Genomic DNA, 23,138 nt, shown 5'->3' on the forward strand with positions numbered 1-23,138 from the left:
GGAATGCTGGTCGTTATCTGCTGCATGGCAGGGATAGCGATGGCAGATGAGAAAAACATTCTGGTTACCAGCGGCAGCGATCGGGCGACCCCGATCGCCGTTGTGCCGTTCGGCTTCCAGGGCGGTAGCGTGCTGCCTGACGACATGGCGGAAATCATCGGTAACGACCTGCGCAACTCGGGTTACTACTCGCCGATTCCAAAGCAGAACATGATCAGCCAGCCGAGCCAGGCCAGCGAGATCATCTTTCGTGACTTCAAGGCGCTGGGTGCCCAGTACGTCATGGTCGGCAGCATCGTTCCGGCGGGCGGTCGCCTGCAGGTGCAATACGCACTGTTCAATGTGGCCACCGAGCAGCAAGTGCTGACCGGCAGTGTGTCGGGTGGCGTCGATCAGTTGCGCGACATGGCGCACTACATCTCTGACCAGTCGTTCGAAAAGCTCACGGGTATCAAGGGTGCCTTCTCGACTCGCCTGCTGTACGTGACGGCCGAGCGTTTCTCCGAGAACAACACTCGCTACACCCTGCAACGTTCGGACTATGACGGTGCCCGCGCCGTGACCCTGCTGCAATCGCGCGAGCCGATCCTGTCTCCGCGTTTCGCACCGGATGGCAAGCGCATCGCCTATGTCTCCTTCGAGCAGAAGCGTCCACGGATCTTCATGCAGAACATCGACACCGGTCGCCGTGAGCAGATCACCAACTTCGAAGGCCTGAACGGTGCACCTGCCTGGTCGCCGGATGGCAATCGCCTGGCGTTCGTGCTGTCGAAAGACGGCAACCCGGACATCTATGTGATGAACCTGGGCTCGCGTCAGATCACCCGCGTCACCAACGGTCCTGGTATCAATACCGAACCGTTCTGGGGCAAGGACGGCTCGACCATCTACTTCACTTCCGACCGTGGCGGCAAACCGCAGATCTACAAAACCAGCGCGGGGGGCGGCGGTGCCGAGCGCGTGACTTTCGTCGGCAACTACAACGCCAACCCTAAATTGTCGGCTGATGAAAAGACGCTTGTCATGATTCACCGTCAGGATGGCTTCACCAATTTCAAGGTGGCGGCCCAGGACTTGCAGCGCGGTAGTGTAAAGATACTCACTGATAGCACTCTGGACGAGTCGCCTACTGTCGCGCCTAACGGCACCATGGTAATCTACGCCACCCGCCAGCAGGGCCGGGGAGTCTTGATGCTCGTGTCCATCAATGGACGCGTAAGGCTCCCGCTTCCTACCGCACAAGGCGAAGTCAGAGAACCTTCCTGGTCCCCTTACCTGAACTGACGCGGCGCTATACGTTTTACTTAACACACTGGGGTTCATTAGGAGTTTCACGATGGAAATGCTGAAGTTTGGTAAATTTGCTGCGCTGGCACTGGCCATGGCTGTAGCTGTAGGTTGCTCGTCCAAAGGCGGCGACAATGCCGGTGAAGGCGCGGTAGATCCAAACGCTGGTTACGGCGCAAACACTGGTGCAGTTGACGGCTCCCTGAGCGAAGAAGCTGCTCTGCGCGCAATCACCACTTTCTACTTCGAATACGACAGCTCGGACCTGAAGCCAGAAGCCATGCGCGCTCTGGACGTTCACGCCAAAGACCTGAAAGCAAACGGCGCTCGCGTTGTTCTGGAAGGCAACACCGACGAACGTGGTACTCGTGAGTACAACATGGCACTGGGCGAGCGTCGTGCGAAAGCCGTTCAGCGCTACCTGGTACTGCAAGGTGTTTCCCCAGCTCAGCTGGAACTGGTTTCCTACGGCGAAGAGCGTCCAGTTGCTACCGGCAACGACGAGCAGTCCTGGGCTCAAAACCGTCGCGTCGAACTGCGTAAGTAATTCGTCATGCGAACGTGCCGTCGTGCTGTAACTGTTCTGGCTCTCAGCCTCGCGCCGCTTGCGGTGTGGGCTGCGGTTCCTGTGGTCGAGGACAACTCCGGCTATAACAATAGCGGGAGCACTTATCCGCCTGCAGGTTACGGTACGAACGGCGCCTATGCCGGGGGAGGGGTTTCGACCCCTGTCTCGGCACAGGGCGAGCTGTTCAACCAACTGCAATCAATGCAGCAACAGATCGAGCGCCAGCAAGGTGCGATTGAGGTTCTGCAAAACGATGTAGCGCGCATGAAGCAGGAAAACCTGGAGCGATATCAGGATCTTGATCGGCGCATAGGAACCGGCGTTGCACCAGCCGCAACTCCTGAAAATTCTTCCGCCGGTGGTGAAGTGAACACCCCCGGTGCAGCCGCAGGTGCGGCCGCTGGCGCAGCCGCCGCTCAAGCACCTGCAGCAGGTAGCGAGCCGGCAGATCCGGCGAAGGAAAAGCTCTATTACGATGCTGCCTTCGACCTGATCAAGGCCAAGGACTTCGACAAGGCCAGCCAGGCGTTCTCGGCGTTCCTGCGCAAATACCCGAACAGTCAGTACGCGGGCAACGCCCAATACTGGTTGGGCGAAGTGAACCTGGCCAAAGGCGATCTGCAAGGTGCAGGTCAGGCGTTTGCCAAGGTTTCGCAGCTGTATCCGAAGCACGCCAAAGTGCCAGACTCGCTGTACAAACTCGCTGATGTAGAGCGCCGCCTGGGTCATACCGACCGGGTCAAGGGCATTCTGCAGCAGGTGGTGTCCCAATACCCGGGCACGTCCGCCGCCCAGTTGGCCCAGCGCGATCTACAGAAAATGTAAGGCTGCTTGACCCGTTTTGAAGAAACCCGCGCTTGTCGCGGGTTTTTTCGTTAGAATTCATCCCCTTTTTCTGAAACACGCTTTTTGGGATCTGCGCATTGCCGGGGTTCCTTGAAGTGCCTGACGGAGGCGGACAGCCTGTTTAGCTGTTACGCCCGTGGCGACTATGCAAGACACATTGAGAATCACCGAAGTTTTCTACTCGTTGCAGGGTGAAACTCGGACTGCCGGCCTGCCCACTGTTTTTGTGCGCCTGACCGGTTGCCCGTTGCGTTGCCAATACTGCGACAGCGCCTACGCGTTCACAGGCGGAACCATTCGCACGCTCGACGACATCCTCGAGCAGGTCGCCGGTTTCCGTCCGCGATATGTCTGTGTCACGGGCGGCGAGCCCCTGGCGCAGCCCAACGCCATTCCCTTGCTCAAGCGCCTGTGTGACGCCGGTTACGAAGTGTCGCTGGAAACCAGTGGCTCCATTGATATCTCGGCGGTAGATTCCCGAGTCAGTCGCGTTGTCGACCTGAAAACCCCGGGTTCGAAGGAAGCGCACCGCAATCGCTACGAAAACATTGAGCTGCTCACGCCCAACGATCAGGTGAAGTTTGTCATCTGCTCGCGGGAAGACTATGACTGGTCCGTTTCCAAGCTGATCCAGTACGGTCTGGACAAGCGTGCCGGTGAAGTCCTGTTCTCGCCAAGTCACCATGATCTCAATGCTCGGGAGCTGGCGGATTGGGTGGTGGCGGACAACCTGCCAGTGCGTTTGCAATTGCAGCTGCATAAATATCTATGGAATGACGAGCCGGGGCGCTGAAATGACTGAACAACTGAACACTCCTGAAAAACGCGCAGTCATCCTGCTGTCCGGTGGCCTGGACTCGGCGACCGTCGTGGCCATGGCGCGAGCCGAAGGCTATAGCTGCTACACCATGAGCTTCGACTACGGTCAGCGGTCCCACGCCGAATTGCACGCCGCCGAACGCGTAGCCCGAGACCTGGGTGTGGTCGAGCACAAGGTGATCGGTCTGAACCTGAACGGCATGGGCGGCTCGGCGCTGACCGACAGCAGCATCGATATTCCGGAAGAGTCGGGTGAGGGTATTCCGGTGACTTATGTGCCTGCGCGTAACACGGTGTTCCTGTCCCTGGCCTTGGGCTGGGCTGAAGTGCTCGGTGCGCGCGACATCTTCATCGGCGTCAATGCGGTGGATTACTCCGGTTACCCGGACTGCCGTCCCGAGTTCATCGAGTCGTTCGAGCGCATGGCCAACCTGGCAACCAAAGCCGGCGTGGAAGGCAATGGCTTCCGGATCCAGGCTCCGCTGCAAAACCTCAGCAAGGCGCAGATCGTCCAGGCGGGCGTGAAGCTTGGCGTGAACTACGGGCTGACCGTTTCCTGCTATCAGGCAGACGATGATGGCCGTGCGTGTGGAAAATGTGACAGTTGCCGACTGCGTGCAGAAGGCTTCGCGGCGGCAGGAATCAGCGATCCAACACCTTATTTTTGATTTATTTCAAAATAGGTGTTGAATAGTCCTTAAAAATCAGTATTATACGCGCCACCACACAGCGGGTCGTTAGCTCAGTTGGTAGAGCAGTTGGCTTTTAACCAATTGGTCGTAGGTTCGAATCCCACACGACCCACCATTTTTAGCTGTTTTAAAAGTCTGGAAGGCCCACGCAAGTGAGGATTTCCGGATTTTTTTTTGCCCGCGATTCAAGTCCGCCTCGCTCCAGCCTGCTGCGCATGACGCAGATCAGAATCATCTTTTGCATCCGTCGGATATTCTGTAGCCTTGCGCAGCTTCAACGCTGTCCGTGCCTGATGAATACCCACTTTCCCGGCGGTACCCCGAAGGGTCCGGAGCCGGGTGTATACTCGACTTTCGCGCGAATGCGCCTGCAGGTCTTGCGAACATGACGCAAATTTCCGAACGCCTTCTGGTTCAAGCCCACCTCGACGCCAAACAGCCCAAGCCGCTGACCGCCGATGAAGAGGCTTATTACCGTGCTGCCATCGCTGCCGAGCTCAAGGCTCAGGACGCGGTGCTGGTGGCCCACTTCTATTGTGACCCTGTCATTCAGGCGCTGGCCGAAGAGACGGGCGGCTGCGTTTCCGACTCGCTGGAGATGGCCCGCTTCGGCAACGCCCATCCAGCCAGGACCGTGGTCGTCGCCGGCGTGAAGTTCATGGGCGAGACCGCCAAGATCCTCAACCCGGAAAAGCGCGTACTGATGCCGACGCTCGAAGCGACCTGCTCGCTCGACCTGGGGTGCCCGGTGGACGAGTTTTCCGCGTTCTGCGATCAACACCCGGAGCGCACGGTTGTGGTATACGCCAACACTTCCGCTGCGGTAAAAGCCCGAGCGGATTGGGTTGTGACGTCAAGCTGTGCGCTGGAAATCGTCGAAAGCCTGATGGACAACGGCGAGACCATCATCTGGGGCCCGGACAAGCACCTGGGTACCTACATCCAGCGCCAGACCGGTGCCGACATGCTGCTGTGGGACGGTGCCTGCATCGTTCACGAAGAGTTCAAGTCCAAGCAGCTTGAAGACATGAAGGCACTGTACCCGGATGCGGCGATTCTGGTGCACCCTGAGTCGCCGACATCGGTGATCGAGTTGGCCGATGCCGTAGGCTCCACCAGTCAGTTGATTGCGGCGGCACAGAGCCTGCCAAACAAGACGCTGATCGTTGCGACCGACCGCGGCATCTTCTACAAGATGCAGCAACTGTGTCCGGACAAGGTCTTTATCGAAGCCCCGACGGCGGGTAACGGCGCGGCATGCCGCAGTTGCGCGCATTGCCCGTGGATGGCCATGAACACCCTTGAGCGGACGCTGAAGGCGTTGAAAGAAGGGGCGAACGAGATCTTTGTCGATCCGGCCCTGATCCCGCAGGCGATTCGTCCGCTCAAGCGCATGCTCGATTTCACCGCCGCAGCGCGGATGAAGCTGGCCGGTAACGCTTAATAACCGTCAGATCGCAAAAAAACCTGTGGGAGCGAGCCTGCTCGCGAAGAGGGAGTGTCAGCCAACATAAACGTTACTGATACACCGCTTCGCGAGCGGGCTCGCTCCCACATTGGTTTGTGTGTTCTGGGATTACTTGGTCTTCTTTGGGATGCGAACAAGCTGGGTGTTGGAATAGATGTCATGCCAGCTGCGTTGCTGTTTGTCGAACAGCGACCAGAAAAAACCAAGGCCAACACACAGCAGCGAAGCGATGGACACGACAAAGCGCAGCAGCGCCTGCCACAGGCTGATCGACGAGCCATCGGCATTCTGAACCCGGATACACCAGACCTGCATGCCCAGGGTCTGACCGGACCAGGTCCAGAATTTGGCGAAAAAGCCGAACAGTACGAACAGCAGGACTGTGGAGAGCAGGGGATCCCCGTCCAGCGCACCCGCTTCGGTCAGGATACGCATCCTTTCTTCGCCGATGATCGCCATCTGGATCATCTTGTAGATGCCGCTGGTGACGATCAGCAGGGCGGTGCACAGCAGGAAATCATAGAACATGGCTGCCAGACGACGACCCAGACCAGCGGCAGGAAAGTCGCCCTGGGGGGTGAGCAGGTGTTTCGACATGACAGGCTCTCGGCGAAAAAAGAAGCCATTTTACGGATTTGCGCGCACAAAAAAGCCCCTGATGTCAGCATCAGGGGCTTTTTCGTTACAGAAGATTAGGCTTCTGCTTGTACTTCGTCAGCCTGCATGCCTTTCTGGCCCTGCACGGCGATGAAAGTCACTTTCTGGCCTTCTTTCAGGCTCTTGAAGCCGTTGCCCTGGATGGCACGGAAATGCACGAACAGATCCGGACCGCTTTCAGGAGTGATAAAACCAAAACCTTTCTCGTCGTTAAACCACTTGACGGTACCGCTCTGACGTTGGGACATTTCTTATTTCCTTTGACGCAAAAAATTAATGACAGTCTCTTTCTCATGAAGGAGTACTGGGGCTGGTTGCAGGAGAGTAAGAAGACGTCGAACGGGATGTAGCTAACTTGTAGGCTACTGCCCAGGTCACGATTCCAAGCGACCCATGCAAACACAGTGAACAAACTCTACGCCAACTACGGGAGAAAAAACAAGCCCTGTGAAGGCCCCGTATTTCCTCAGGTTGATGGCAAAGTCAGTCTACTGGTGGGGCCTTATACGTTAGCGTTGTTCAGATACTTTCGATCGTTATAAGCAAAGTTCATAATCGAAGCTTAGAGCCAAACAATGCACTATTTTATGGCGGTTGCGTTACACATTAGTGCGCAGTTAACGCAACCGCGTTACTTATAGGAACATTCAATCAGCCGCGATAGTAGCGTTGTGGAACGAATGGCATTTTGCTTACAAGCAAAGGCACCTTTTTCCCACGAACGATCGCCCAGACGGGGGTGTCCAGCGCGATATAAGCGCTGTCGACATAACCCATGGCCAGCGGCCCGCCCAGGGTCGGCCCGAAGCCGCCGCTGCAGACGCTACCGATGATGTCGCCGGCTTCGTTGACGATCTCGGCACCTTCGCGCACCGGCGTGCGCTCTTGCGGTAACAGGCCGACGCGCTTGCGGCTGACACCTGCCTGTTGCTGGGCGAATACGGTTTCGGCGCCCGGGAAGCCGCCGGCACGAGCGCCGTCGGCACGACGTGGCTTGGAGATGGCCCACAGCAGGCTTGCTTCGATCGGGGTGGTGTCGGTGTTCATGTCATGGCCGTACAGGCACAAACCCGCTTCCAGGCGCAGGGAGTCGCGGGCGCCAAGGCCGATGGCAGCCACTTCCGCTTCAGCCAGCAGCGCACGAGCCAGCGCTTCTGCGTTGGCGGCGGGTACGGAAATTTCGAAACCGTCTTCACCGGTGTAACCCGAGCGGCTGACAAAGCAGTCAACACCCAGCAGCTCCACGCGGGCAAACTGCATGAAAGTCATTTTTGCCACTTCCGGGGCCAGACGTGCCAGTACGGTAACTGCCGCCGGGCCTTGCAGGGCGAGCAGGGCGCGCTCTTCGAACAGCGGCTCGATCGTGCACTGGTCGCCAATGTGCTTGCGCAGATGTGCCAGGTCCTGATCCTTGCAGGCGGCGTTGACCACCAGGAACAGTTCGTCGTTGCCCAGGTTGGCGACCATCAGGTCATCGAGAATGCCGCCAGTCACGTTGGTGAACATCGCGTAACGTTGCATGCCTACCGGCAGGTCGATGATGTCCACTGGCACCAGGGTTTCCAGGGCCTTGGCGGCATTGGCGCCGGTCAGGCGGATCTGGCCCATGTGCGAGACATCGAACAGCCCGGCCTGGTCGCGGGTGTGCTGGTGTTCTTTCATCACGCCCAGCGGGTATTGCACGGGCATGTCGTAGCCGGCGAACGGCACCATACGCGCGCCGAGTTCGATGTGCAGTGCGTGCAGCGGGGTTTTCAACAGTTGTTCGGTGGACATATTCAGCTCCTGAAGAAGGGTGCAGATGAGTGCACATCAGCACTCGATAATGTTGACCGCCAAACCGCCACGGGCGGTTTCCTTGTATTTGCTTTTCATGTCGGCGCCGGTCTGGCGCATGGTACGGATGACCTTGTCGAGGGAGACGAAGTGCTGCCCGTCGCCGCGCATGGCCATGCGCACGGCATTGATGGCCTTGACCGAGCCCATGGCATTGCGCTCGATGCAAGGCACTTGCACCAGCCCGCCAATCGGGTCGCAGGTCAGCCCGAGGTTGTGTTCCATGCCGATTTCCGCAGCGTTCTCCACTTGTTGCACGCTGCCACCCAGCACTTCGCACAAGGCACCGGCGGCCATCGAGCAGGCAACGCCGACTTCACCCTGGCAGCCGACCTCGGCGCCGGAAATCGAGGCGTTTTCCTTGTACAGAATGCCGATGGCTGCGGCAGTGAGCAGAAAGCGCACCACGCCGTCGTCATTCGCCCCGGGGATAAAGCGCATGTAGTAGTGCAACACGGCCGGAATGATCCCCGCCGCACCATTGGTGGGCGCTGTTACGACGCGCCCGCCGTTGGCGTTCTCCTCATTGACCGCCAGCGCGTAGAGATTGACCCAGTCGAGCACCGACAGCGGGTCGCGCAATGACGATTCCGGGTTCTTGCACAATTGCCGATGCAGTGCGGCGGCCCGGCGCTTGACCTTCAGCCCGCCGGGCAGGATGCCTTCATTGCGGCAACCGGCGGCCACGCAGTCCTGCATCACTTGCCAGATTTTCAGCAAGCCGGCGCGGGTTTCCGCTTCCGGGCGCCAGGCACTTTCATTGGTCAGCATCACCTGGCTGATGGACAGCCCGTAGGTGGCGCAATGACCGAGCAGTTCCTTGGCATTCTTGAAAGGAAAGGTCAGGGGGGTGGCGTCTTCGACGATGCGGTCGGCGCCGGCGGCGTCCTCGTCAACCACAAAACCGCCGCCGACCGAGTAGTACTCGCGGCTGCGGATCTGCAGGCCCGCCGCGTCGAAGGCGCGAAAAATCATGCCGTTGGGGTGATAGGCCAAGGGTTTGCGAATCATCGCCAGGTGTTCTTTCTCGTTGAACGCAATGCTGTGTTCGCCGAGCAGGTTCAAGCGACCGCTACCGCGAATGTCTTGCAGACGGGCGGCGACGGTTTCAGTGTCCACGGTGTCCGGATGCTCGCCTTCCAGGCCGAGCAATACAGCCTTGTCGCTGCCGTGGCCCTTGCCAGTGGCGCCGAGCGAGCCGTAGAGCTCGACTTTGACGCAGGTGGTGGCCGTCAGCAGCCCTTCACGACGCAAACCTTCGACGAAACGCGCAGCGGCGCGCATCGGGCCGACGGTGTGGGAGCTGGAGGGGCCGATGCCAATCTTGAACAGGTCGAACACGCTTAACGACATGGTGGTTCTCCGGTTTCTTGTTATTGGATTTCGCGGAATCCGTGGCTTGGTGCAGTCCACTGTGGGAGCGAGCCTGCTCGCGATAGCGGTCGTTCAGTCGACACACAAGGTGGCTGTCGGTCCGTCATCGCGAGCAGGCTCGCTCCCGCAGGGGGCTGTGGAATTCTTGAGATTGGGGGGCGGATGAATCCGCCCCCTCATTGGTTTAAGCGTAGCTTTCGATCGACGGGCAGGCGCAGACCAGGTTGCGGTCGCCAAACACGTTGTCGACGCGACCGACCGGTGGCCAGTACTTGCCTTCGATCAGCGACGCAACCGGGTAAACCGCTTGTTCACGGCTATACGGGTGCGACCACTCGCCAACCAGTTCCTTCGCGGTGTGCGGAGCGTTTTTCAGCGGGTTGTCGTCCTTGTCCAGGGTGCCGTTTTCCACTGCGCGGATTTCTTCGCGGATGCGGATCATGGCGTCGCAGAAGCGGTCCAGTTCTTCCTTGGATTCGCTTTCGGTCGGCTCGATCATCAGCGTGCCGGCTACCGGGAACGACATGGTCGGCGCGTGGAAGCCGAAGTCGATCAGGCGCTTGGCGACGTCATCGACGCTGATGCCGCTGCTGTCTTTCAGCGGGCGCAGGTCGAGGATGCACTCGTGCGCCACCAGGCCGTTGCTGCCGGTGTACAGCACTGGGTAGTGCTCTTCGAGGCGACGGGAGATGTAGTTGGCATTAAGGATCGCCAACTGCGATGCACGCTTGAGGCCTGCGCCACCCATCATGCGAATGTACATCCAGGTGATCGGCAGAATGCTTGCGCTGCCGAACGGTGCCGCGCAAACGGCGCCTTCCTTGCGCTCCATCTGTGCGTGGCCCGGCAGGAATGGCGCCAGGTGCGATTTCACGCCGATCGGGCCGACACCCGGGCCGCCACCGCCGTGCGGAATGCAGAAGGTCTTGTGCAGGTTCAGGTGCGAAACGTCGCCGCCGAACTTGCCCGGCGCGCAGAGGCCGACCATGGCGTTCATGTTGGCGCCGTCGATGTACACCTGGCCGCCGTTGTCATGAATGATGCCGCAGATTTCGCGGATGCCTTCTTCGAACACGCCGTGGGTCGACGGGTAGGTGATCATCAGCGCAGCGAGGTGTTCGCGGTGCTCGATGGCCTTGGCGCGCAGGTCTTCGATGTCGACGTTGCCACGGGCATCGCATGCGGTGACGACGACACGCATGCCGGCCATTTGTGCGGTGGCCGGGTTGGTGCCGTGGGCCGACGACGGGATCAGGCAGATGTCGCGACGGTCTTCGCCACGGCTCTGGTGGTAGGCGCGAATGGCCAAGAGACCTGCGTATTCGCCCTGGGAACCGGCGTTTGGTTGCAAGGACACCGAGTCATAGCCGGTCGCAGCGCAAAGCATCGCTTCCAGTTCGTCGGTCAATTGCTGATAGCCGGCGCTTTGCACGGCCGGGGCGAACGGGTGCAGGGCACCGAACTCGGCCCAGGTCACCGGGATCATTTCGCTGGCGGCGTTGAGTTTCATGGTGCACGAACCCAGCGGGATCATGGTGCGGTCCAGCGCCAGGTCCTTGTCCGCCAGTTTGCGCAGGTAACGCATCAGCTCGGTTTCCGAGTGATAGCGATTGAACACCGGGTGGCTGAGGATCGGCGACTGACGCACCAGCGCAGCCGGGATGGTGCTCTGTACCGAGGCGGCGAGGGCGGCGAAGTCCGGCAGGGCCTTGCCGTCGGACAGCAGGCTCCACAGGGTTTCAACGTCGGCCTGAGTGGTGGTTTCGTCCAGGGACAGGCCCAGGCGCTCGCCATCGACCACGCGCAGGTTGATGCGCTGGGCGTGCGCCTTGTCGTGCAGGGCGGCGGTTTGAGCGCCGGTGTTCACGGTCAAGGTGTCGAAGAAGCTCGTTTGCTCGACGTTCAGACCCAGCGCGCTCAAGCCTTTGGCCAGGATTGCAGTCAGGTGATGCACGCGATTGGCGATCTGCGTCAGGCCTTTTGGACCGTGGTACACGGCATACATGCTGGCGATGTTGGCCAGCAGTACTTGCGCGGTGCAGATGTTGCTGGTGGCTTTCTCGCGACGGATGTGTTGCTCGCGGGTCTGCATGGCCAGGCGCAGGGCCGGGTTACCGAAACGGTCTACCGAAACACCGACCAGGCGGCCCGGCATGTCACGCTTGAATGCGTCCTTGGTGGAGAAGTACGCCGCGTGCGGGCCACCGAAGCCCAGCGGCACGCCGAAGCGTTGTGCGCTGCCGATGGCCACGTCGGCGCCGAATTCGCCCGGCGCGGTCAGCACGGTCAGGGCCAGCAGGTCGGCAGCCACGGCGACGAGGGCGTTGGCAGCGTGGAAGCGTTCGGTCAGCTCGCGGTAATCGAACACGTCACCGTTGCTTGCCGGGTATTGCAGCAGGGCGCCGAAGAACGGCGTCACGTCGCTCAGTTCACGCTCGTCACCCACCACCACGTCGATGCCCAGAGGCTCGGCACGGGTGCGCAATACGTCGAGGGTCTGCGGGTGGCAATGCACGGAGGCGAAGAAAGCGTGGCTGCTTTTGTTCTTGCTCAGGCGTTTGCAGAAGGTCATGGCTTCGGCAGCGGCGGTGGCTTCGTCGAGCAAGGAGGCGTTGGCGATCGGCAGACCGGTGAGGTCGCTGATCAGGGTCTGGAAGTTCAGCAGCGCTTCGAGACGGCCCTGGGAGATTTCTGGCTGGTACGGGGTGTAGGCGGTGTACCAGGCCGGGTTTTCCAGCAGGTTGCGCAGGATCGGCGACGGCGTGTGGGTGCCGTAGTAGCCCTGGCCGATGTAGGTCTTGAACAGCTGGTTTTTAGTTGCGATGGACTTGATCAAGGCCAGGGCATCGGCCTCGCTCAGACCGTCTTCCAGGCCTAGGACGCTAGTGCCCTTGATGCTGTCGGGAATCACGCTGGCGCTCAGGGCTTCCAGGGAGTCGAAACCGAGGCTGTTGAGCATCGCTTGCTCGTCACCGGCACGCGGGCCGATGTGACGGGCGATGAATTCGTTGGCGGTGCTTATGTTTACAACGGCAGGATTGAACTGGGTCATGTTGGTGCTCCTCAGGCTTCGGCTTGGGCTTTGATCAGGCGGTCGTAGGCGTCCTGATCCAACAGTTGGCCGACAGCGGTGGCGTCGCTTGGTTTGAAACGGAAGAACCAGCCTTCACCCAGCGGATCTTCGTTGACCAGTTCCGGGCTGCTGTCCAGCGCCGGGTTCACTTCCAGTACTTCGCCGTCCAACGGCATGTACACACCACTGGCGGCCTTTACCGATTCCACGGTGGCGGCTTCGGCGCCTTTGTCGTAGGACTGCAGCTCAGGCAGTTGAACGAAAACCACGTCGCCCAGGGCGTTCTGTGCGAAAGCGGTGATGCCGACAGTGACGCTGCCGTCAGCTTCGGTGCGCAGCCATTCGTGATCTTCAGTAAAACGCAACTCGCTCATGGAAACTCCTAAGGGGCCAGACTCGTCTGGTGGACGCGATTGAATGTTCGGGCGATGCCCTGGTTATGGAGGACTACATAGCAAGAACGCGGCCAACGTTGTTTTATTGTTGTTAATCAATGATTTAGGTGGTTTGGACAAACACTGGAATTCAATCGCTGTAGCGAAATCGATACGGCGAATGACAAGGACAAAAGCCGAGGTGGATCAAAGCCTTGCACAGCCGTGATCAGAGAGGGGTGTAGCGATATCGTTCCGCTGTAGCGCTTTCAGTACAGATGGAGGTCGCTTTTGGCGCGGTTTCAGATTGGCTGCTAACCCTGTGGGAGCGAGCCTGCTCGCGAAGGCGTAGTGTCAGGCAATATTGATGTGACTGACCCACCGTATTCGCGAGCAGGCTCGCTCCCACAGTTGTTCGGGGTTAGGCCTCAGGCCTTGCTCGGAATCCCGTATTTGCGCAACCGATGGGCAATCGCGGTGTGGGAGGTTTGCAGGCGGGTCGCAAGTTGCCGGGTCGAGGGATAGCTGACGTAGAGTTTTTCCAGCAGGGTTTTCTCGAATTCGTCCATGGCCTGCTCCAGGCTGTCGACGTCATGGTCACTCTGACGGGCCACCGAGGTGCCGGCGATGTCGAGGTCGCCAATGTCCACCAGGCTGCTTTCGCAAATCGCCGCGGCGCGGAAGATCACGTTCTGCAATTGCCGCACGTTACCCGGCCAGCGGTTGCCCAGCAGCGCCGGGTAAGTGCCCGGCGCCAGGCGACAGACCGGGCGCTGGATCTGCGCGCAGGCCTGCTGCATGAAGTAGCGGGCCAGCAGCAGAATATCCTGGCCGCGCTCGCGCAACGGCGGCACTTCAACGTTGAGGACGTTGAGGCGATAGAACAGGTCTTCGCGGAACAGGCCTTCGCTGACCATTTTTTCCAGGTCGCGGTGGGTTGCGCTGAGAATCCGCACGTTGACCTTGACCTCACGGTCGCCGCCGACCCGGCGAAAACTGCCGTCGTTGAGAAAGCGCAGCAATTTGGCCTGCAGATACGGCGACATCTCGCCGATCTCATCGAGAAACACCGTGCCCTGGTTGGCCAGTTCCATCAGCCCTGGCTTGCCACCTCGTTGCGCGCCGGTGAAAGCGCCGGGGGCGTAGCCGAACAGTTCACTTTCGGCGAGGTTCTCTGGTAATGCCGCGCAGTTCAACGCCAGAAACGGTGCGCTGTGCCGGGCGCTGATGGCGTGGCAGGCACGGGCCACCAGTTCCTTGCCGGTGCCGGTTTCGCCCTGGATCAACAGCGGTGCATCGAGGGCTGCCACCCGCTGGGCGCGTGCCTTGAGGGTGCGGATCACCGGGGACTCGCCGAGCAGTGCATCGAAACCTTCGGCATGGTCATGGTGCAGCGCGGACAGGCGTTCGCCGATGCGGTTCGGTTGGTACAGGGTCAGCAGGGCGCCGGCATCGGTGATCGGTGTGGCGTCGAGCAACAAGGTCTGGCCATTGACGGTGATTTCCCGCAGCGGCAGGCGAAAGCCGTGTTCGAGCAGGGCGTCGAGCAAGGCCGGGTCGGCAAACAGCTCGGCCACGCTTTCGCCGTCGGGTTCGCGGCCGTACAGGGCGATCAAGGCCGGGTTGGCCAGCAGCACCTTGCCGTCGCTGTCCAGGGCCAGCACCGGGTCGGTCATGGCGGCAAGCAGTGCGTCGAGCTGCAAGTGCCGGCGCTGGCCGGGCAGGATGTCGACCACCGTCACCGCTTGCACGCCACGCACACTGAACAGGGCATCACGCAGTTCCTCGAGGACTTGCGGGCTCAAGGTCGGAGCGTCGATGTAAACATTGGGCGGGACCATTTCCACCGCATCCAGGTTCAGATTGCGCCCGCCGAGCAGGGCCAGGACTTCCTGGGTGATACCGACGCGGTCGATGAAGCTGACGTGGATACGCATGGGGCGGTTTCGGGTTCTGCAGTGCGGAGGGTGGCAAGTATGCCTTGGGGCGGGCCAATGGTGAAATCCTGTACGGGACTTCGGGGACTGCATCAATCCAATGTGGGAACGAGCCTGCTCGCGATGAGGGAGTGTCAGTCGAAATGTATGTCGAATGTCACACCGCTATCGCGAGCAGGCTCGCTCCCACAAGGGGGGTTACTCGAATTTCTCGAGATCTATCGGGTCGCCGGATTTCATATTCAGCTGTTTGCGTATGTCCTCAAACATCAGATCGTAGTGTTTGTGTGTCGAACCGATCTGACTATGGGTCTTTGGAATACCGTACTTCTCGGCGATTTTCGTCACGTTGCTGGCGAAGTTGTAGGCCTCCTCCTTGGGCAGGAAGAAGGGCTCTGACATGACCTTGCCCTGAATGCTGCCATGCATGGTGAACTGGATGCCTTTTTCACCTTTGTCATTCTTGCTGACTTCATAGTCGAGGTGCACGTTGTAGCTGACATCGTCCGGTGTCAGCGCATGACGCTCGATGTGCAAGTGACCTGGCTCAAACTGTGCCATGGGCGTCTCTCCTTACAAGTAGGTAATGCCAGGTGTTGCCGTGCTGATGCGCGTGCCGGCCGTGCCCTGGACGATCGCTTCAATATCCGCGAGTGAGCCAATCACCGCGACCTTTCCAGTATGGCGTGCGAATTCGCAGGCTGCCTGCACCTTCGGTCCCATGGAGCCGGCGGCGAAGCCAAGTTTTTCCATTTCGTCGGGATGCGCCTGGGCGATGGCTTTCTGCGTGGGTTTGCCAAAGTCGATGAACGCGGCGTTGACGTCAGTGGCGATCACCAGCAGATCGGCTTCAAGCTGTTCGGCCAGCAGCGCCGAGCACAGGTCCTTGTCGATGACCGCTTCGACGCCTTCGAGTTTGCCGGGGGACGTATACATGGTCGGAATGCCGCCGCCACCGGCACAGATCACGATGCTGCTTTTTTCCAGCAGCCATTTGATCGGGCGGATTTCGAAAATGCGTTTCGGTTTCGGGCTGGCGACCACGCGGCGGTATTTGTCGCCGTCCGGGGCAATGGCCCAGCCTTTTTCGGCGGCGAGTCTTTCCGCATCGGCCTTGCTGTAGACCGGGCCGATGGGTTTTGTCGGATTTTTGAAGGCCGGATCATTGGCGTCGACTTCGACCTGGGTCAGCAAGGTTGCGAAGGGGACTTCAAAGTCCAGCAGGTTCCCCAGTTCCTGTTCGATGATGTAGCCGATCATGCCTTCGGTTTCGGCGCCGAGCACGTCCAGCGGGTAAGGGGTGACGGAGGTGTAGGCCGCCGCTTGCAAAGACAGCAGGCCGACCTGGGGGCCATTGCCGTGGGCGATGACCAGTTGGTTGCCGGGATGAATCTTGGCGATCTGTTCGGTGGCGATCCGGATGTTGGCGCGCTGGTTGTCAGCGGTCATGGGTTCGCCCCGGCGGAGCAGGGCATTACCGCCCAGAGCAACGACGATACGCATGGTGCAGTCCTTCTAAAAGAGAAGTCACAATCAACCCGGTCCTTTGTGGGAGCGAGCCTGCTCGCGAAGGCGTCGTGTCAGTCAACATCAATGCTGAATGTCAGACCGCATTCGCGAGCAGGCTCGCTCCCACAGTGACCGGCGTTGGTCTTACAAGTCAGCCAGCGTCGACACCAGAATCGCCTTGATGGTGTGCATGCGGTTTTCCGCTTGCTCGAAGGCGATGCAGGCCGGCGACTCGAATACGTCATCGGTCACTTCGATGCCGTTCTTCAGGTGCGGGTACTGCTCGGCAATCTGCTTGCCGACCTTGGTGTCGCTGTTGTGGAACGCCGGCAGGCAGTGCATGAACTTGGTGCGCGGATTACCAGTGGCTTTCATCAGTTCGGCGTTGACCTGGTACGGCAGCAGTTGCTGGATGCGTTCGGCCCAGGCTTCGACCGGCTCGCCCATCGACACCCAGACGTCGGTGTGGATGAAGTCCACGCCCTTGACGGCGGCTTTCGGGTCTTCGGTGAGGGTGATGCGCGCGCCGCTTTCTTCCCCGTATTGTTTGCAGCGAGCCACCAGGTCGTCTGCTGGCCACAGGGCTTTTGGCGCGCAGATGCGCACGTCCATGCCGAGCTTGGCGCCGATCAGCAGCAGCGAGTTGCCCATGTTGTTGCGCGCATCGCCGAGGTAGGCGTAGCTGATCTCGTGGACGGGCTTGTCGGCGTGCTCACGCATGGTCAGCACGTCGGCGATCATTTGCGTCGGGTGATACTCGTCGGTGAGGCCGTTGAACACCGGTACGCCGGCATACTTTGCCAGCTCCTCGACGATTTCCTGCTTGAAGCCACGGTATTCGATGGCGTCGTACATGCGCCCGAGCACCCGGGCGGTGTCCTTCATGCTTTCCTTGTGACCGATCTGCGAAGAGTTCGGGTCGATATAGGTGACATTGGCGCCCTGGTCATAGGCGGCAACTTCGAACGCACAGCGGGTGCGGGTCGAGGTCTTTTCGAAGATCAGCGCGATGTTGTTGCCCTTGAGATGCTGCTGTTCGGTGCCGGTGTACTTGGCACGCTTGAGGTCGCGGGACAGGTCGAGCAGGTAGCGCAATTCGCGAGGGGTGTGGTGTTCCAGGCTCAGCAGATTGCGGTTATGGATATTGAACGCCATTTTGGATCTCCTAAGGTGAACGGTTAGTAGTCAATCGGGTCGCGGATGATCGGGCAGGTCATGCAATGGCCGCCGCCCCGTCCCCGGCCGAGTTCGCCGGCGCTGATGGTGATCACTTCCACGCCTGCCTTGCGCAGCAGGGTATTGGTGTAGGTATTGCGGTCGTAGCCGATGACCACGCCTGGCTCCACGGCCACCACGTTGTTGCCGTCGTCCCATTGCTCGCGCTCGGCAGCGAAGCTGTTGCCACCGGTTTCCACCACACGCAGGGCCTTGAGGTTGAGGGCCTGGGCCACGGCGTCGAGGAAGTTGGTGTCTTCACGGCGGATGTCGATACCGCCCGCTTTGCTTTCATCGGGACGCAGGGTGAAGGCGACAATCTGGCTCACCACTTCCGGGAAGATCGTGACGAGGTCGCGATCACAGAAGCTGAATACCGTGTCCAGGTGCATCGCTGCGCGGGATTTCGGCAGGCCGGCGACAATCACTTTCTCGACGGCCTTGTTTTTGAACAGGTTCACCGCCAGTTGGGCAATGGCCTGCCGCGACGAGCGCTCGCCCATGCCGATCAACACCACGCCATTGCCGATCGGCATCACGTCACCACCCTCAAGGGTGGAGTTGCCATGATCCTTGTCCGGGTCGCCGTACCAGATCTGGAAGTCGGCATTGGTGAACTCGGGGTGGAATTTGTAGATGGCGGTGGTCAGCAGGGTTTCCTGGCGGCGCGCCGGCCAATACATCGGGTTGAGGGTGACGCCACCGTAGATCCAGCAGGTGGTATCGCGGGTGAACTGGGTGTTGGGCAACGGCGGCAGGATGAAGCTGGAGTTGCCGAGGAAGTCGCGGAACATCTCGATGGCCTTGCCGCCGAAACTGGTGGGCAAGTCATCGCCGGAAACGCCGCCGATCAGGAACTCGGCGATCTTGCGCGGCTCCAGGCTACGCAGCCACGAGGTGGTTTCGTTGATCAGGCCCAGGCCCACAGAGTTGGCGGTGATCTTGCGTTCCAGGATCCAGTCCAGAGCTTCGGGAATGGCGACGATGTCGGTCAGCAGGTTGTGCATTTCCAGCACATCGATGTTGCGTTCGCGCATCTTGGTGACGAAGTCGAAGTGGTCGCGCTTGGCCTGGGCCACCCACAGCACATCATCGAACAGCAGTTCATCGCAGTTGTTCGGGGTCAGCCGCTGATGGGCAAGTCCCGGGGAGCAGACCATGACTTTGCGCAGTTTGCCGGCTTCGGAATGGACGCCGTACTTAACTTTTTCCTTGGTCATTACAGTGATCCTCCAGATGACAAAACAGGGTTGTGCTTCCAGAAGCAGAAGCTAAAGGGTCAGGAAGCCGTCGTAGAGTCCGTAGGCCGCCACCACGGCGCCCACGACCACCGCAGCGAAAATCAGCTTCTCGACGTTGGTGAAAACCGGTTTGTTGATTTCCAGCTTGGCCTTGGCGAACAGGACCACGCCGGGGGCGTAGAGCAGGGCGGACAGCAGCAGGTATTTGATGCCGCCGGCGTACAGCAGCCAGATCGCGTAGATCAGGGCCACCGCGCCGATGATGAGATCCTTCTGCCGCTCGCCCGCCGTGTCTTCGTAGCTTTCGCCACGCACCGCCAACAGCAGGGCATAGGCCGCTGACCACAGGTAGGGCACCAGAATCATCGAGGTGGCGAGGTAGATCAGCGACAGGTAGGTGCTGGCGGAAAACAGCGTGATGATCAGGAAAATCTGCACCATGGCGTTGGTCAGCCACAGGGCGTTGACCGGTACATGGTTGGCGTTTTCCTTGCGCAAAAACTCCGGCATGGTGTGGTCCCTGGCGGCGGCGAACATGATCTCCGCGCATAGCAGCACCCACGACAGTAACGCCCCCAGCAACGAGATGATCAAACCGACGCTGATCAGCACCGCGCCCCAGTGACCGACCACGTGTTCCAGCACGGCGGCCATTGACGGGTTTTGCAGTTTGGCCAGTTCCGGCTGGGTCATGATCCCCAGCGACAGCACGTTGACCAGGACTAAAAACAGCAGCACGGTGACGAAGCCGATCACGGTGGCTTTACCCACATCGCTGCGTTTTTCCGCCCGGGCCGAAAAGATGCTCGCGCCTTCGATGCCGATGAACACCCACACGGTGACCAGCATCATTTTGCGCACCTGGTCCATCACGCTGCCCAGGTCCGGGTTCTTCAGGCCCCAGATGTCGGCGGTGAAGATGTCCAGCTTGAAGGCGAACAACGCAATCAACATGAACAACAGCAGCGGCACAATCTTGGCGACGGTGGTCACCAGGTTGATGAACGCTGCTTCCTTGATTCCTCGCAGCACGAGGAAATGTACGGCCCAGAGCAGCACCGAGGCACCGATCACGGCAGCGGGGGTATTCCCCTCCCCAAATAGCGGAAAGAAGTAGCCGAGGGTGCTGAACAAAAGTACGAAGTACCCCACGTTGCCCAGCCAGGCACTGATCCAGTACCCCCAGGCGGACGAGAAGCCCATGTAGTCTCCGAAACCGGCCTTGGCGTAGGCATAGACCCCACCGTCCAGGTCGGGTTTGCGGTTGGCCAGGGTCTGGAACACGAACGCCAGGGTGAGCATGCCGACGGCGGTGATCGCCCATCCGATCAGAATGGCGCCGACATCCGCACTGGCGGCCATGTTTTGTGGCAAGGAAAATATACCGCCACCAATCATCGAACCCACGACTAACGCAACCAGCGCGCCGAGTTTCAGTTTTCCGGGTGCTTCAGACATTGCATGACTCCAATGCAGGAGAAGAGAGGCAACAGATTAATTCCGTTGACTGTTCCATCCGCTGACTTAGATCACTAAATGAAAGCGTTCCCGGTTTGTTGGCGGAGTGCCATCATCTTGAATGGTCCTGCTTGTAATGCCTGTTCTAGAGCCTTTTCCTAGTTATCAAAGCCTGTTTGTAATTTGTTTCGAATTATGACGCTAGTTGGTTTTTCAGAATCTGCAAATTTTCTTCATGCATTTTTTGTACAGAATTGACGTATTAAAAAAACGTATAAAACAAATGATTATATCGGCGTAAAAATAGCCGTTTTGTGCAAGTAAAAAAGCCGTTTGTTGGCGTTATCCAATAAACGTTATTACTCTTCAGCAGTTTAGTTGATGCGCGTTATGTGACGAGCTCGCGGCAGGTGTCGCCCTCAAAGAAATGGAGATGCAATGATGTCGCAATCACCGAACAAGCTTCGCCTGAGCGCATTGATCGCGTTGGTGGTGGGTTCGATGATTGGCGGCGGGATTTTTTCCCTGCCGCAAAACATGGCGGCCAGGGCCGATGCGGGAGCGATCCTGCTGGGTTGGGCAATCACCGCCGTCGGCATGCTGACCCTGGCGTTCGTGTTCCAGACGCTGGCCAATCGCAAGCCGGATCTGGACTCTGGGGTCTACGCCTATGCCAAGGCCGGCTTCGGCGATTACATGGGATTTTCTTCGGCCTGGGGCTACTGGATCAGTGCGTGGCTGGGCAACGTCGGTTACTTCGTGCTGCTGTTCAGCACCCTCGGGTATTTCGTTCCGGTCTTTGGCGAGGGCAACACACCAATTGCGATCGTCTGCGCTTCGCTGCTGCTCTGGACCGTGCATTTTGTGGTGTTGCGCGGGATCAAGGAGGCCGCGTTCATCAATCAAGTGACCACCGTGGCCAAGATTGTGCCGCTGATCATGTTCATCGTGATTGCCGCCGTGGCGTTCAAGGCGGACATCTTTACCCTCGATATCTGGGGGCGCAACAACCCGGAGTTAGGCAGCGTGATGGACCAGGTCCGGCACATGATGCTGGTCACCGTGTTCGTGTTTATCGGGATCGAAGGGGCCAGTGTCTATTCGGCCCGGGCGCAGAAGCGCTCTGATGTAGGTCGCGCAACGGTGATCGGGTTCATTGGCGTGTTGGCGCTACTGGTGCTGGTGAATGTGTTGTCACTGGGGATCATGGCCCAGCCGGAGCTGGCGAAACTGCAGAACCCCTCGTTGGCGGCGGTGCTTGAATACATCGTTGGCCCCTGGGGGGCGTTGCTGATCAGCGTCGGCCTGGCGATCTCGTTATTGGGTGCCTTGTTGTCCTGGGCGCTGTTGTGCGCCGAAATCCTGTTCGCCACGGCGAAAGACAAGACCATGCCGGCATTCCTGAGCAAGGAAAACGCCAACCGTGTGCCGGTCAATGCGATGTGGCTGACCAACGCGATGATCCAGCTGTTCCTGCTGATTACGCTGTTTTCCGCCGGTACTTACACCAGCCTGATTTACCTGGCGTCTTCCATGATTCTGGTGCCGTACCTGTGGTCGGCGGCCTATGCGGTGTTGTTGTGCGTGCGCGGTGAAACCTACCAGCAGGCGCCGGCCGAGCGAAGCAAGGATTTACTCATTGGCGTCATCGCTTTGAGTTATGCGGTGTGGTTGCTGTACGCCGGTGGCCTGAAGTATTTGCTGCTGTCGGCGCTACTGTATGCGCCGGGCGTGATCCTGTTTGCCAAGGCACGCCATGAGCAGGGCATGCCATTGTTCACGGTCATCGAGAAAGGCATTTTCACCGCTGTCATTGGGGGCGCCGGGCTGGCGGCTTATGGGTTGTATAGCGGGGTGCTGAGTCTGTGAAGGTGCTGCTGGCGTACCAGCCACCCTATGACTGGCCGGCGATGCTGGATTTTCTGTCGGCGCGGGCGATTGCGGGACTGGAAACGGTTGCTGACGGCGCTTACTTGCGCGGCATCGAACTGAACGGTAGGCACGGTACCTTTTCCATCCGGCCTGCTACGTCTGATGCTCTTGAGCTGACACTGGATTTTCCCGACCCGAACGCCGTGCCCGAAATCGTCGAAAGAGTGCGGCGGATGTTCGATCTCGACGCGGACCTCGCCACGATCCATCGGCATTTAGCGGTTGATCCGCTGATGGCCCGGTTGATTGCCCAGCGCCCCGGGCTGCGTGTACCGGGGGCGTGGGACGGGCTGGAACTGGCGATCCGCGCGGTGCTGGGGCAGCAGATAACGGTAGTGGCGGCGATCCGCCTGGCGGGGAAACTGGTGGCGCAATATGGCACACCGCTGGGCACACCGCTGGGCAGACCGTTGCCGGGTTTGAGCCACGTGTTCCCCACGGCTGACGTGTTGGCGGGGGCCGATCTGGCTGCGTTGGGCATGCCGAAAAGCCGAGGTCGGACGTTGTCGGGTGTGGCTCAGGCATTACTCGATGATCCGCGACTATTTGAGCCCGGTCGCGAGGGAGGCGTGGCGCGGTTGCTGGAGTTACACGGGATTGGTGACTGGACGGCGCAATACATTGCGCTGCGACAGTTTCGGGAGATGGACGGGTTTCCCAATGGCGACGTGGGGCTGATCAATGCGCTGGTGGCGCTTGAGGGGGGGCCGGTGACGGCCAGGCAGTTGCTGTTGCGGGGTGAAGCATGGCGGCCTTATCGAGGGTATGCGGCGCAGGTGCTGTGGACTTCGTTGAGTCGCCCTGATTGATCGGGAGCTGGTTTAGTGTTGTCTCCACTGGCGCCATCGTCGG

The 23,138-nt window shown here is 59.7% G+C and carries 20 protein-coding genes and 1 tRNA gene; 9 read left to right on the plus strand and 12 right to left on the minus strand.

Going from position 1 to position 23,138, the window contains the following annotated elements; all coding sequences use genetic code 11:
- Positions 1-3: 3 nt before the first annotated feature.
- The 7 genes from tolB (at position 4) to nadA (ending at position 5,656) form a co-directional block, all read left to right on the plus strand.
- Positions 4-1,284 (plus strand): Tol-Pal system beta propeller repeat protein TolB, encoded by a 1,281-nt coding sequence (gene tolB, locus CAF65_RS00415; RefSeq protein ID WP_178076654.1) that lies wholly within the window; start codon positions 4-6, stop codon positions 1,282-1,284.
- A 52-nt stretch (positions 1,285-1,336) separates the two neighbouring features.
- Complete coding sequence (gene pal / locus CAF65_RS00420; RefSeq protein ID WP_003178634.1) at positions 1,337-1,834, plus strand: peptidoglycan-associated lipoprotein Pal; 498 nt, start codon at positions 1,337-1,339, stop codon at positions 1,832-1,834.
- 6 nt (positions 1,835-1,840) lie between these two features.
- Positions 1,841-2,680: a tol-pal system protein YbgF gene (ybgF, locus tag CAF65_RS00425; RefSeq protein ID WP_085714506.1), complete on the plus strand. Its 840-nt coding sequence runs from the start codon at positions 1,841-1,843 to the stop codon at positions 2,678-2,680.
- Positions 2,681-2,846: 166 nt separating this feature from the next.
- Positions 2,847-3,494 carry a 7-carboxy-7-deazaguanine synthase QueE gene (gene queE / locus CAF65_RS00430; RefSeq protein WP_085714507.1) on the plus strand — a complete coding sequence of 216 codons (648 nt, stop codon included), beginning with the start codon at positions 2,847-2,849 and terminating at the stop codon, positions 3,492-3,494.
- 1 nt (position 3,495) lies between these two features.
- The gene (gene queC / locus CAF65_RS00435; RefSeq protein WP_085714508.1) at positions 3,496-4,188 is read left to right on the plus strand and encodes a 7-cyano-7-deazaguanine synthase QueC; all 693 of its coding nucleotides are present in this window, start codon (positions 3,496-3,498) and stop codon (positions 4,186-4,188) included.
- Positions 4,189-4,251: 63 nt separating this feature from the next.
- Positions 4,252-4,327: transfer RNA gene (locus tag CAF65_RS00440), tRNA-Lys, on the plus strand.
- A 270-nt stretch (positions 4,328-4,597) separates the two neighbouring features.
- On the plus strand, positions 4,598-5,656 hold the full coding sequence (gene nadA / locus CAF65_RS00445; protein WP_008019227.1) for a quinolinate synthase NadA: 1,059 nt from the start codon (positions 4,598-4,600) through the stop codon (positions 5,654-5,656).
- A 132-nt stretch (positions 5,657-5,788) separates the two neighbouring features.
- Here the strand turns inward: nadA and CAF65_RS00450 are convergent, their stop codons facing one another.
- From CAF65_RS00450 to arcD (CAF65_RS00505), 12 genes are all read right to left on the minus strand, one after another.
- Positions 5,789-6,277: an RDD family protein gene (locus tag CAF65_RS00450; RefSeq protein WP_085714509.1), complete on the minus strand. Its 489-nt coding sequence runs from the start codon at positions 6,275-6,277 to the stop codon at positions 5,789-5,791.
- A gap of 95 nt (positions 6,278-6,372) precedes the next feature.
- Entirely contained in the window at positions 6,373-6,585 is a 213-nt protein-coding gene (locus CAF65_RS00455; protein WP_007977299.1) for a cold-shock protein, read from the minus strand.
- 403 nt (positions 6,586-6,988) lie between these two features.
- Positions 6,989-8,113 carry a glycine cleavage system aminomethyltransferase GcvT gene (gcvT, locus tag CAF65_RS00460; RefSeq protein ID WP_085714510.1) on the minus strand — a complete coding sequence of 375 codons (1,125 nt, stop codon included), beginning with the start codon at positions 8,111-8,113 and terminating at the stop codon, positions 6,989-6,991.
- A 36-nt stretch (positions 8,114-8,149) separates the two neighbouring features.
- Positions 8,150-9,526, minus strand: coding sequence for an L-serine ammonia-lyase (locus CAF65_RS00465; RefSeq protein ID WP_085714511.1), 1,377 nt, complete (start codon positions 9,524-9,526; stop codon positions 8,150-8,152).
- 205 nt (positions 9,527-9,731) lie between these two features.
- Entirely contained in the window at positions 9,732-12,599 is a 2,868-nt protein-coding gene (gene gcvP, locus CAF65_RS00470) for an aminomethyl-transferring glycine dehydrogenase (protein ID WP_085714512.1), read from the minus strand.
- Between the two features lie 11 nt (positions 12,600-12,610).
- Positions 12,611-12,994, minus strand: a complete 384-nt coding sequence (gcvH, locus tag CAF65_RS00475) for a glycine cleavage system protein GcvH (RefSeq protein WP_007982298.1) — start codon at positions 12,992-12,994, stop codon at positions 12,611-12,613.
- A gap of 428 nt (positions 12,995-13,422) precedes the next feature.
- Positions 13,423-14,931 (minus strand): sigma-54-dependent transcriptional regulator, encoded by a 1,509-nt coding sequence (locus CAF65_RS00480; RefSeq protein ID WP_085714513.1) that lies wholly within the window; start codon positions 14,929-14,931, stop codon positions 13,423-13,425.
- A 198-nt stretch (positions 14,932-15,129) separates the two neighbouring features.
- The gene (locus CAF65_RS00485) at positions 15,130-15,492 is read right to left on the minus strand and encodes a DUF5064 family protein (protein ID WP_085714514.1); all 363 of its coding nucleotides are present in this window, start codon (positions 15,490-15,492) and stop codon (positions 15,130-15,132) included.
- A gap of 12 nt (positions 15,493-15,504) precedes the next feature.
- On the minus strand, positions 15,505-16,434 hold the full coding sequence (gene arcC / locus CAF65_RS00490) for a carbamate kinase (RefSeq protein WP_008019234.1): 930 nt from the start codon (positions 16,432-16,434) through the stop codon (positions 15,505-15,507).
- 150 nt (positions 16,435-16,584) lie between these two features.
- Positions 16,585-17,595 carry an ornithine carbamoyltransferase gene (locus CAF65_RS00495; RefSeq protein WP_085714515.1) on the minus strand — a complete coding sequence of 337 codons (1,011 nt, stop codon included), beginning with the start codon at positions 17,593-17,595 and terminating at the stop codon, positions 16,585-16,587.
- A gap of 23 nt (positions 17,596-17,618) precedes the next feature.
- Positions 17,619-18,875 carry an arginine deiminase gene (gene arcA / locus CAF65_RS00500; RefSeq protein WP_085714516.1) on the minus strand — a complete coding sequence of 419 codons (1,257 nt, stop codon included), beginning with the start codon at positions 18,873-18,875 and terminating at the stop codon, positions 17,619-17,621.
- Positions 18,876-18,926: 51 nt separating this feature from the next.
- Positions 18,927-20,354 (minus strand): arginine-ornithine antiporter, encoded by a 1,428-nt coding sequence (gene arcD / locus CAF65_RS00505; RefSeq protein ID WP_085714517.1) that lies wholly within the window; start codon positions 20,352-20,354, stop codon positions 18,927-18,929.
- Between the two features lie 441 nt (positions 20,355-20,795).
- Between arcD (CAF65_RS00505) and arcD (CAF65_RS00510) the strand changes: the two genes are divergently transcribed.
- Positions 20,796-22,223, plus strand: coding sequence for an arginine-ornithine antiporter (arcD, locus tag CAF65_RS00510; protein WP_085715215.1), 1,428 nt, complete (start codon positions 20,796-20,798; stop codon positions 22,221-22,223).
- Positions 22,220-23,095 carry a DNA-3-methyladenine glycosylase gene (locus tag CAF65_RS00515; RefSeq protein ID WP_085714518.1) on the plus strand — a complete coding sequence of 292 codons (876 nt, stop codon included), beginning with the start codon at positions 22,220-22,222 and terminating at the stop codon, positions 23,093-23,095. Before arcD (CAF65_RS00510) ends, CAF65_RS00515 begins: the two co-directional genes overlap by 4 nt.
- Positions 23,096-23,138: the final 43 nt, after the last annotated feature.

Origin of the sequence: Pseudomonas sp. B28(2017), from assembly GCF_002113025.1 — a bacterium.
Lineage (GTDB): Bacteria > Pseudomonadota > Gammaproteobacteria > Pseudomonadales > Pseudomonadaceae > Aquipseudomonas.

What these genes read in the sequence shown, in the direction of transcription:
- gcvH (WP_007982298.1), bottom strand. Translation starts at nt 12,994, where the DNA reads ATGAGCGAGTTGCGTTTTACTGAAGATCACGAATGGCTGCGCACCGAA.
- pal (WP_003178634.1), top strand. Translation starts at nt 1,337, where the DNA reads ATGGAAATGCTGAAGTTTGGTAAATTTGCTGCGCTGGCACTGGCCATG.
- arcD (WP_085715215.1), top strand. Translation starts at nt 20,796, where the DNA reads ATGTCGCAATCACCGAACAAGCTTCGCCTGAGCGCATTGATCGCGTTG.
- CAF65_RS00495 (WP_085714515.1), bottom strand. Translation starts at nt 17,595, where the DNA reads ATGGCGTTCAATATCCATAACCGCAATCTGCTGAGCCTGGAACACCAC.
- nadA (WP_008019227.1), top strand. Translation starts at nt 4,598, where the DNA reads ATGACGCAAATTTCCGAACGCCTTCTGGTTCAAGCCCACCTCGACGCC.
- queE (WP_085714507.1), top strand. Translation starts at nt 2,847, where the DNA reads ATGCAAGACACATTGAGAATCACCGAAGTTTTCTACTCGTTGCAGGGT.
- arcC (WP_008019234.1), bottom strand. Translation starts at nt 16,434, where the DNA reads ATGCGTATCGTCGTTGCTCTGGGCGGTAATGCCCTGCTCCGCCGGGGC.
- gcvT (WP_085714510.1), bottom strand. Translation starts at nt 8,113, where the DNA reads ATGTCCACCGAACAACTGTTGAAAACCCCGCTGCACGCACTGCACATC.
- CAF65_RS00480 (WP_085714513.1), bottom strand. Translation starts at nt 14,931, where the DNA reads ATGCGTATCCACGTCAGCTTCATCGACCGCGTCGGTATCACCCAGGAA.
- CAF65_RS00455 (WP_007977299.1), bottom strand. Translation starts at nt 6,585, where the DNA reads ATGTCCCAACGTCAGAGCGGTACCGTCAAGTGGTTTAACGACGAGAAA.
- arcD (WP_085714517.1), bottom strand. Translation starts at nt 20,354, where the DNA reads ATGTCTGAAGCACCCGGAAAACTGAAACTCGGCGCGCTGGTTGCGTTA.
- CAF65_RS00450 (WP_085714509.1), bottom strand. Translation starts at nt 6,277, where the DNA reads ATGTCGAAACACCTGCTCACCCCCCAGGGCGACTTTCCTGCCGCTGGT.
- queC (WP_085714508.1), top strand. Translation starts at nt 3,496, where the DNA reads ATGACTGAACAACTGAACACTCCTGAAAAACGCGCAGTCATCCTGCTG.
- CAF65_RS00465 (WP_085714511.1), bottom strand. Translation starts at nt 9,526, where the DNA reads ATGTCGTTAAGCGTGTTCGACCTGTTCAAGATTGGCATCGGCCCCTCC.
- arcA (WP_085714516.1), bottom strand. Translation starts at nt 18,875, where the DNA reads ATGACCAAGGAAAAAGTTAAGTACGGCGTCCATTCCGAAGCCGGCAAA.
- tolB (WP_178076654.1), top strand. Translation starts at nt 4, where the DNA reads ATGCTGGTCGTTATCTGCTGCATGGCAGGGATAGCGATGGCAGATGAG.
- ybgF (WP_085714506.1), top strand. Translation starts at nt 1,841, where the DNA reads ATGCGAACGTGCCGTCGTGCTGTAACTGTTCTGGCTCTCAGCCTCGCG.
- CAF65_RS00485 (WP_085714514.1), bottom strand. Translation starts at nt 15,492, where the DNA reads ATGGCACAGTTTGAGCCAGGTCACTTGCACATCGAGCGTCATGCGCTG.
- gcvP (WP_085714512.1), bottom strand. Translation starts at nt 12,599, where the DNA reads ATGACCCAGTTCAATCCTGCCGTTGTAAACATAAGCACCGCCAACGAA.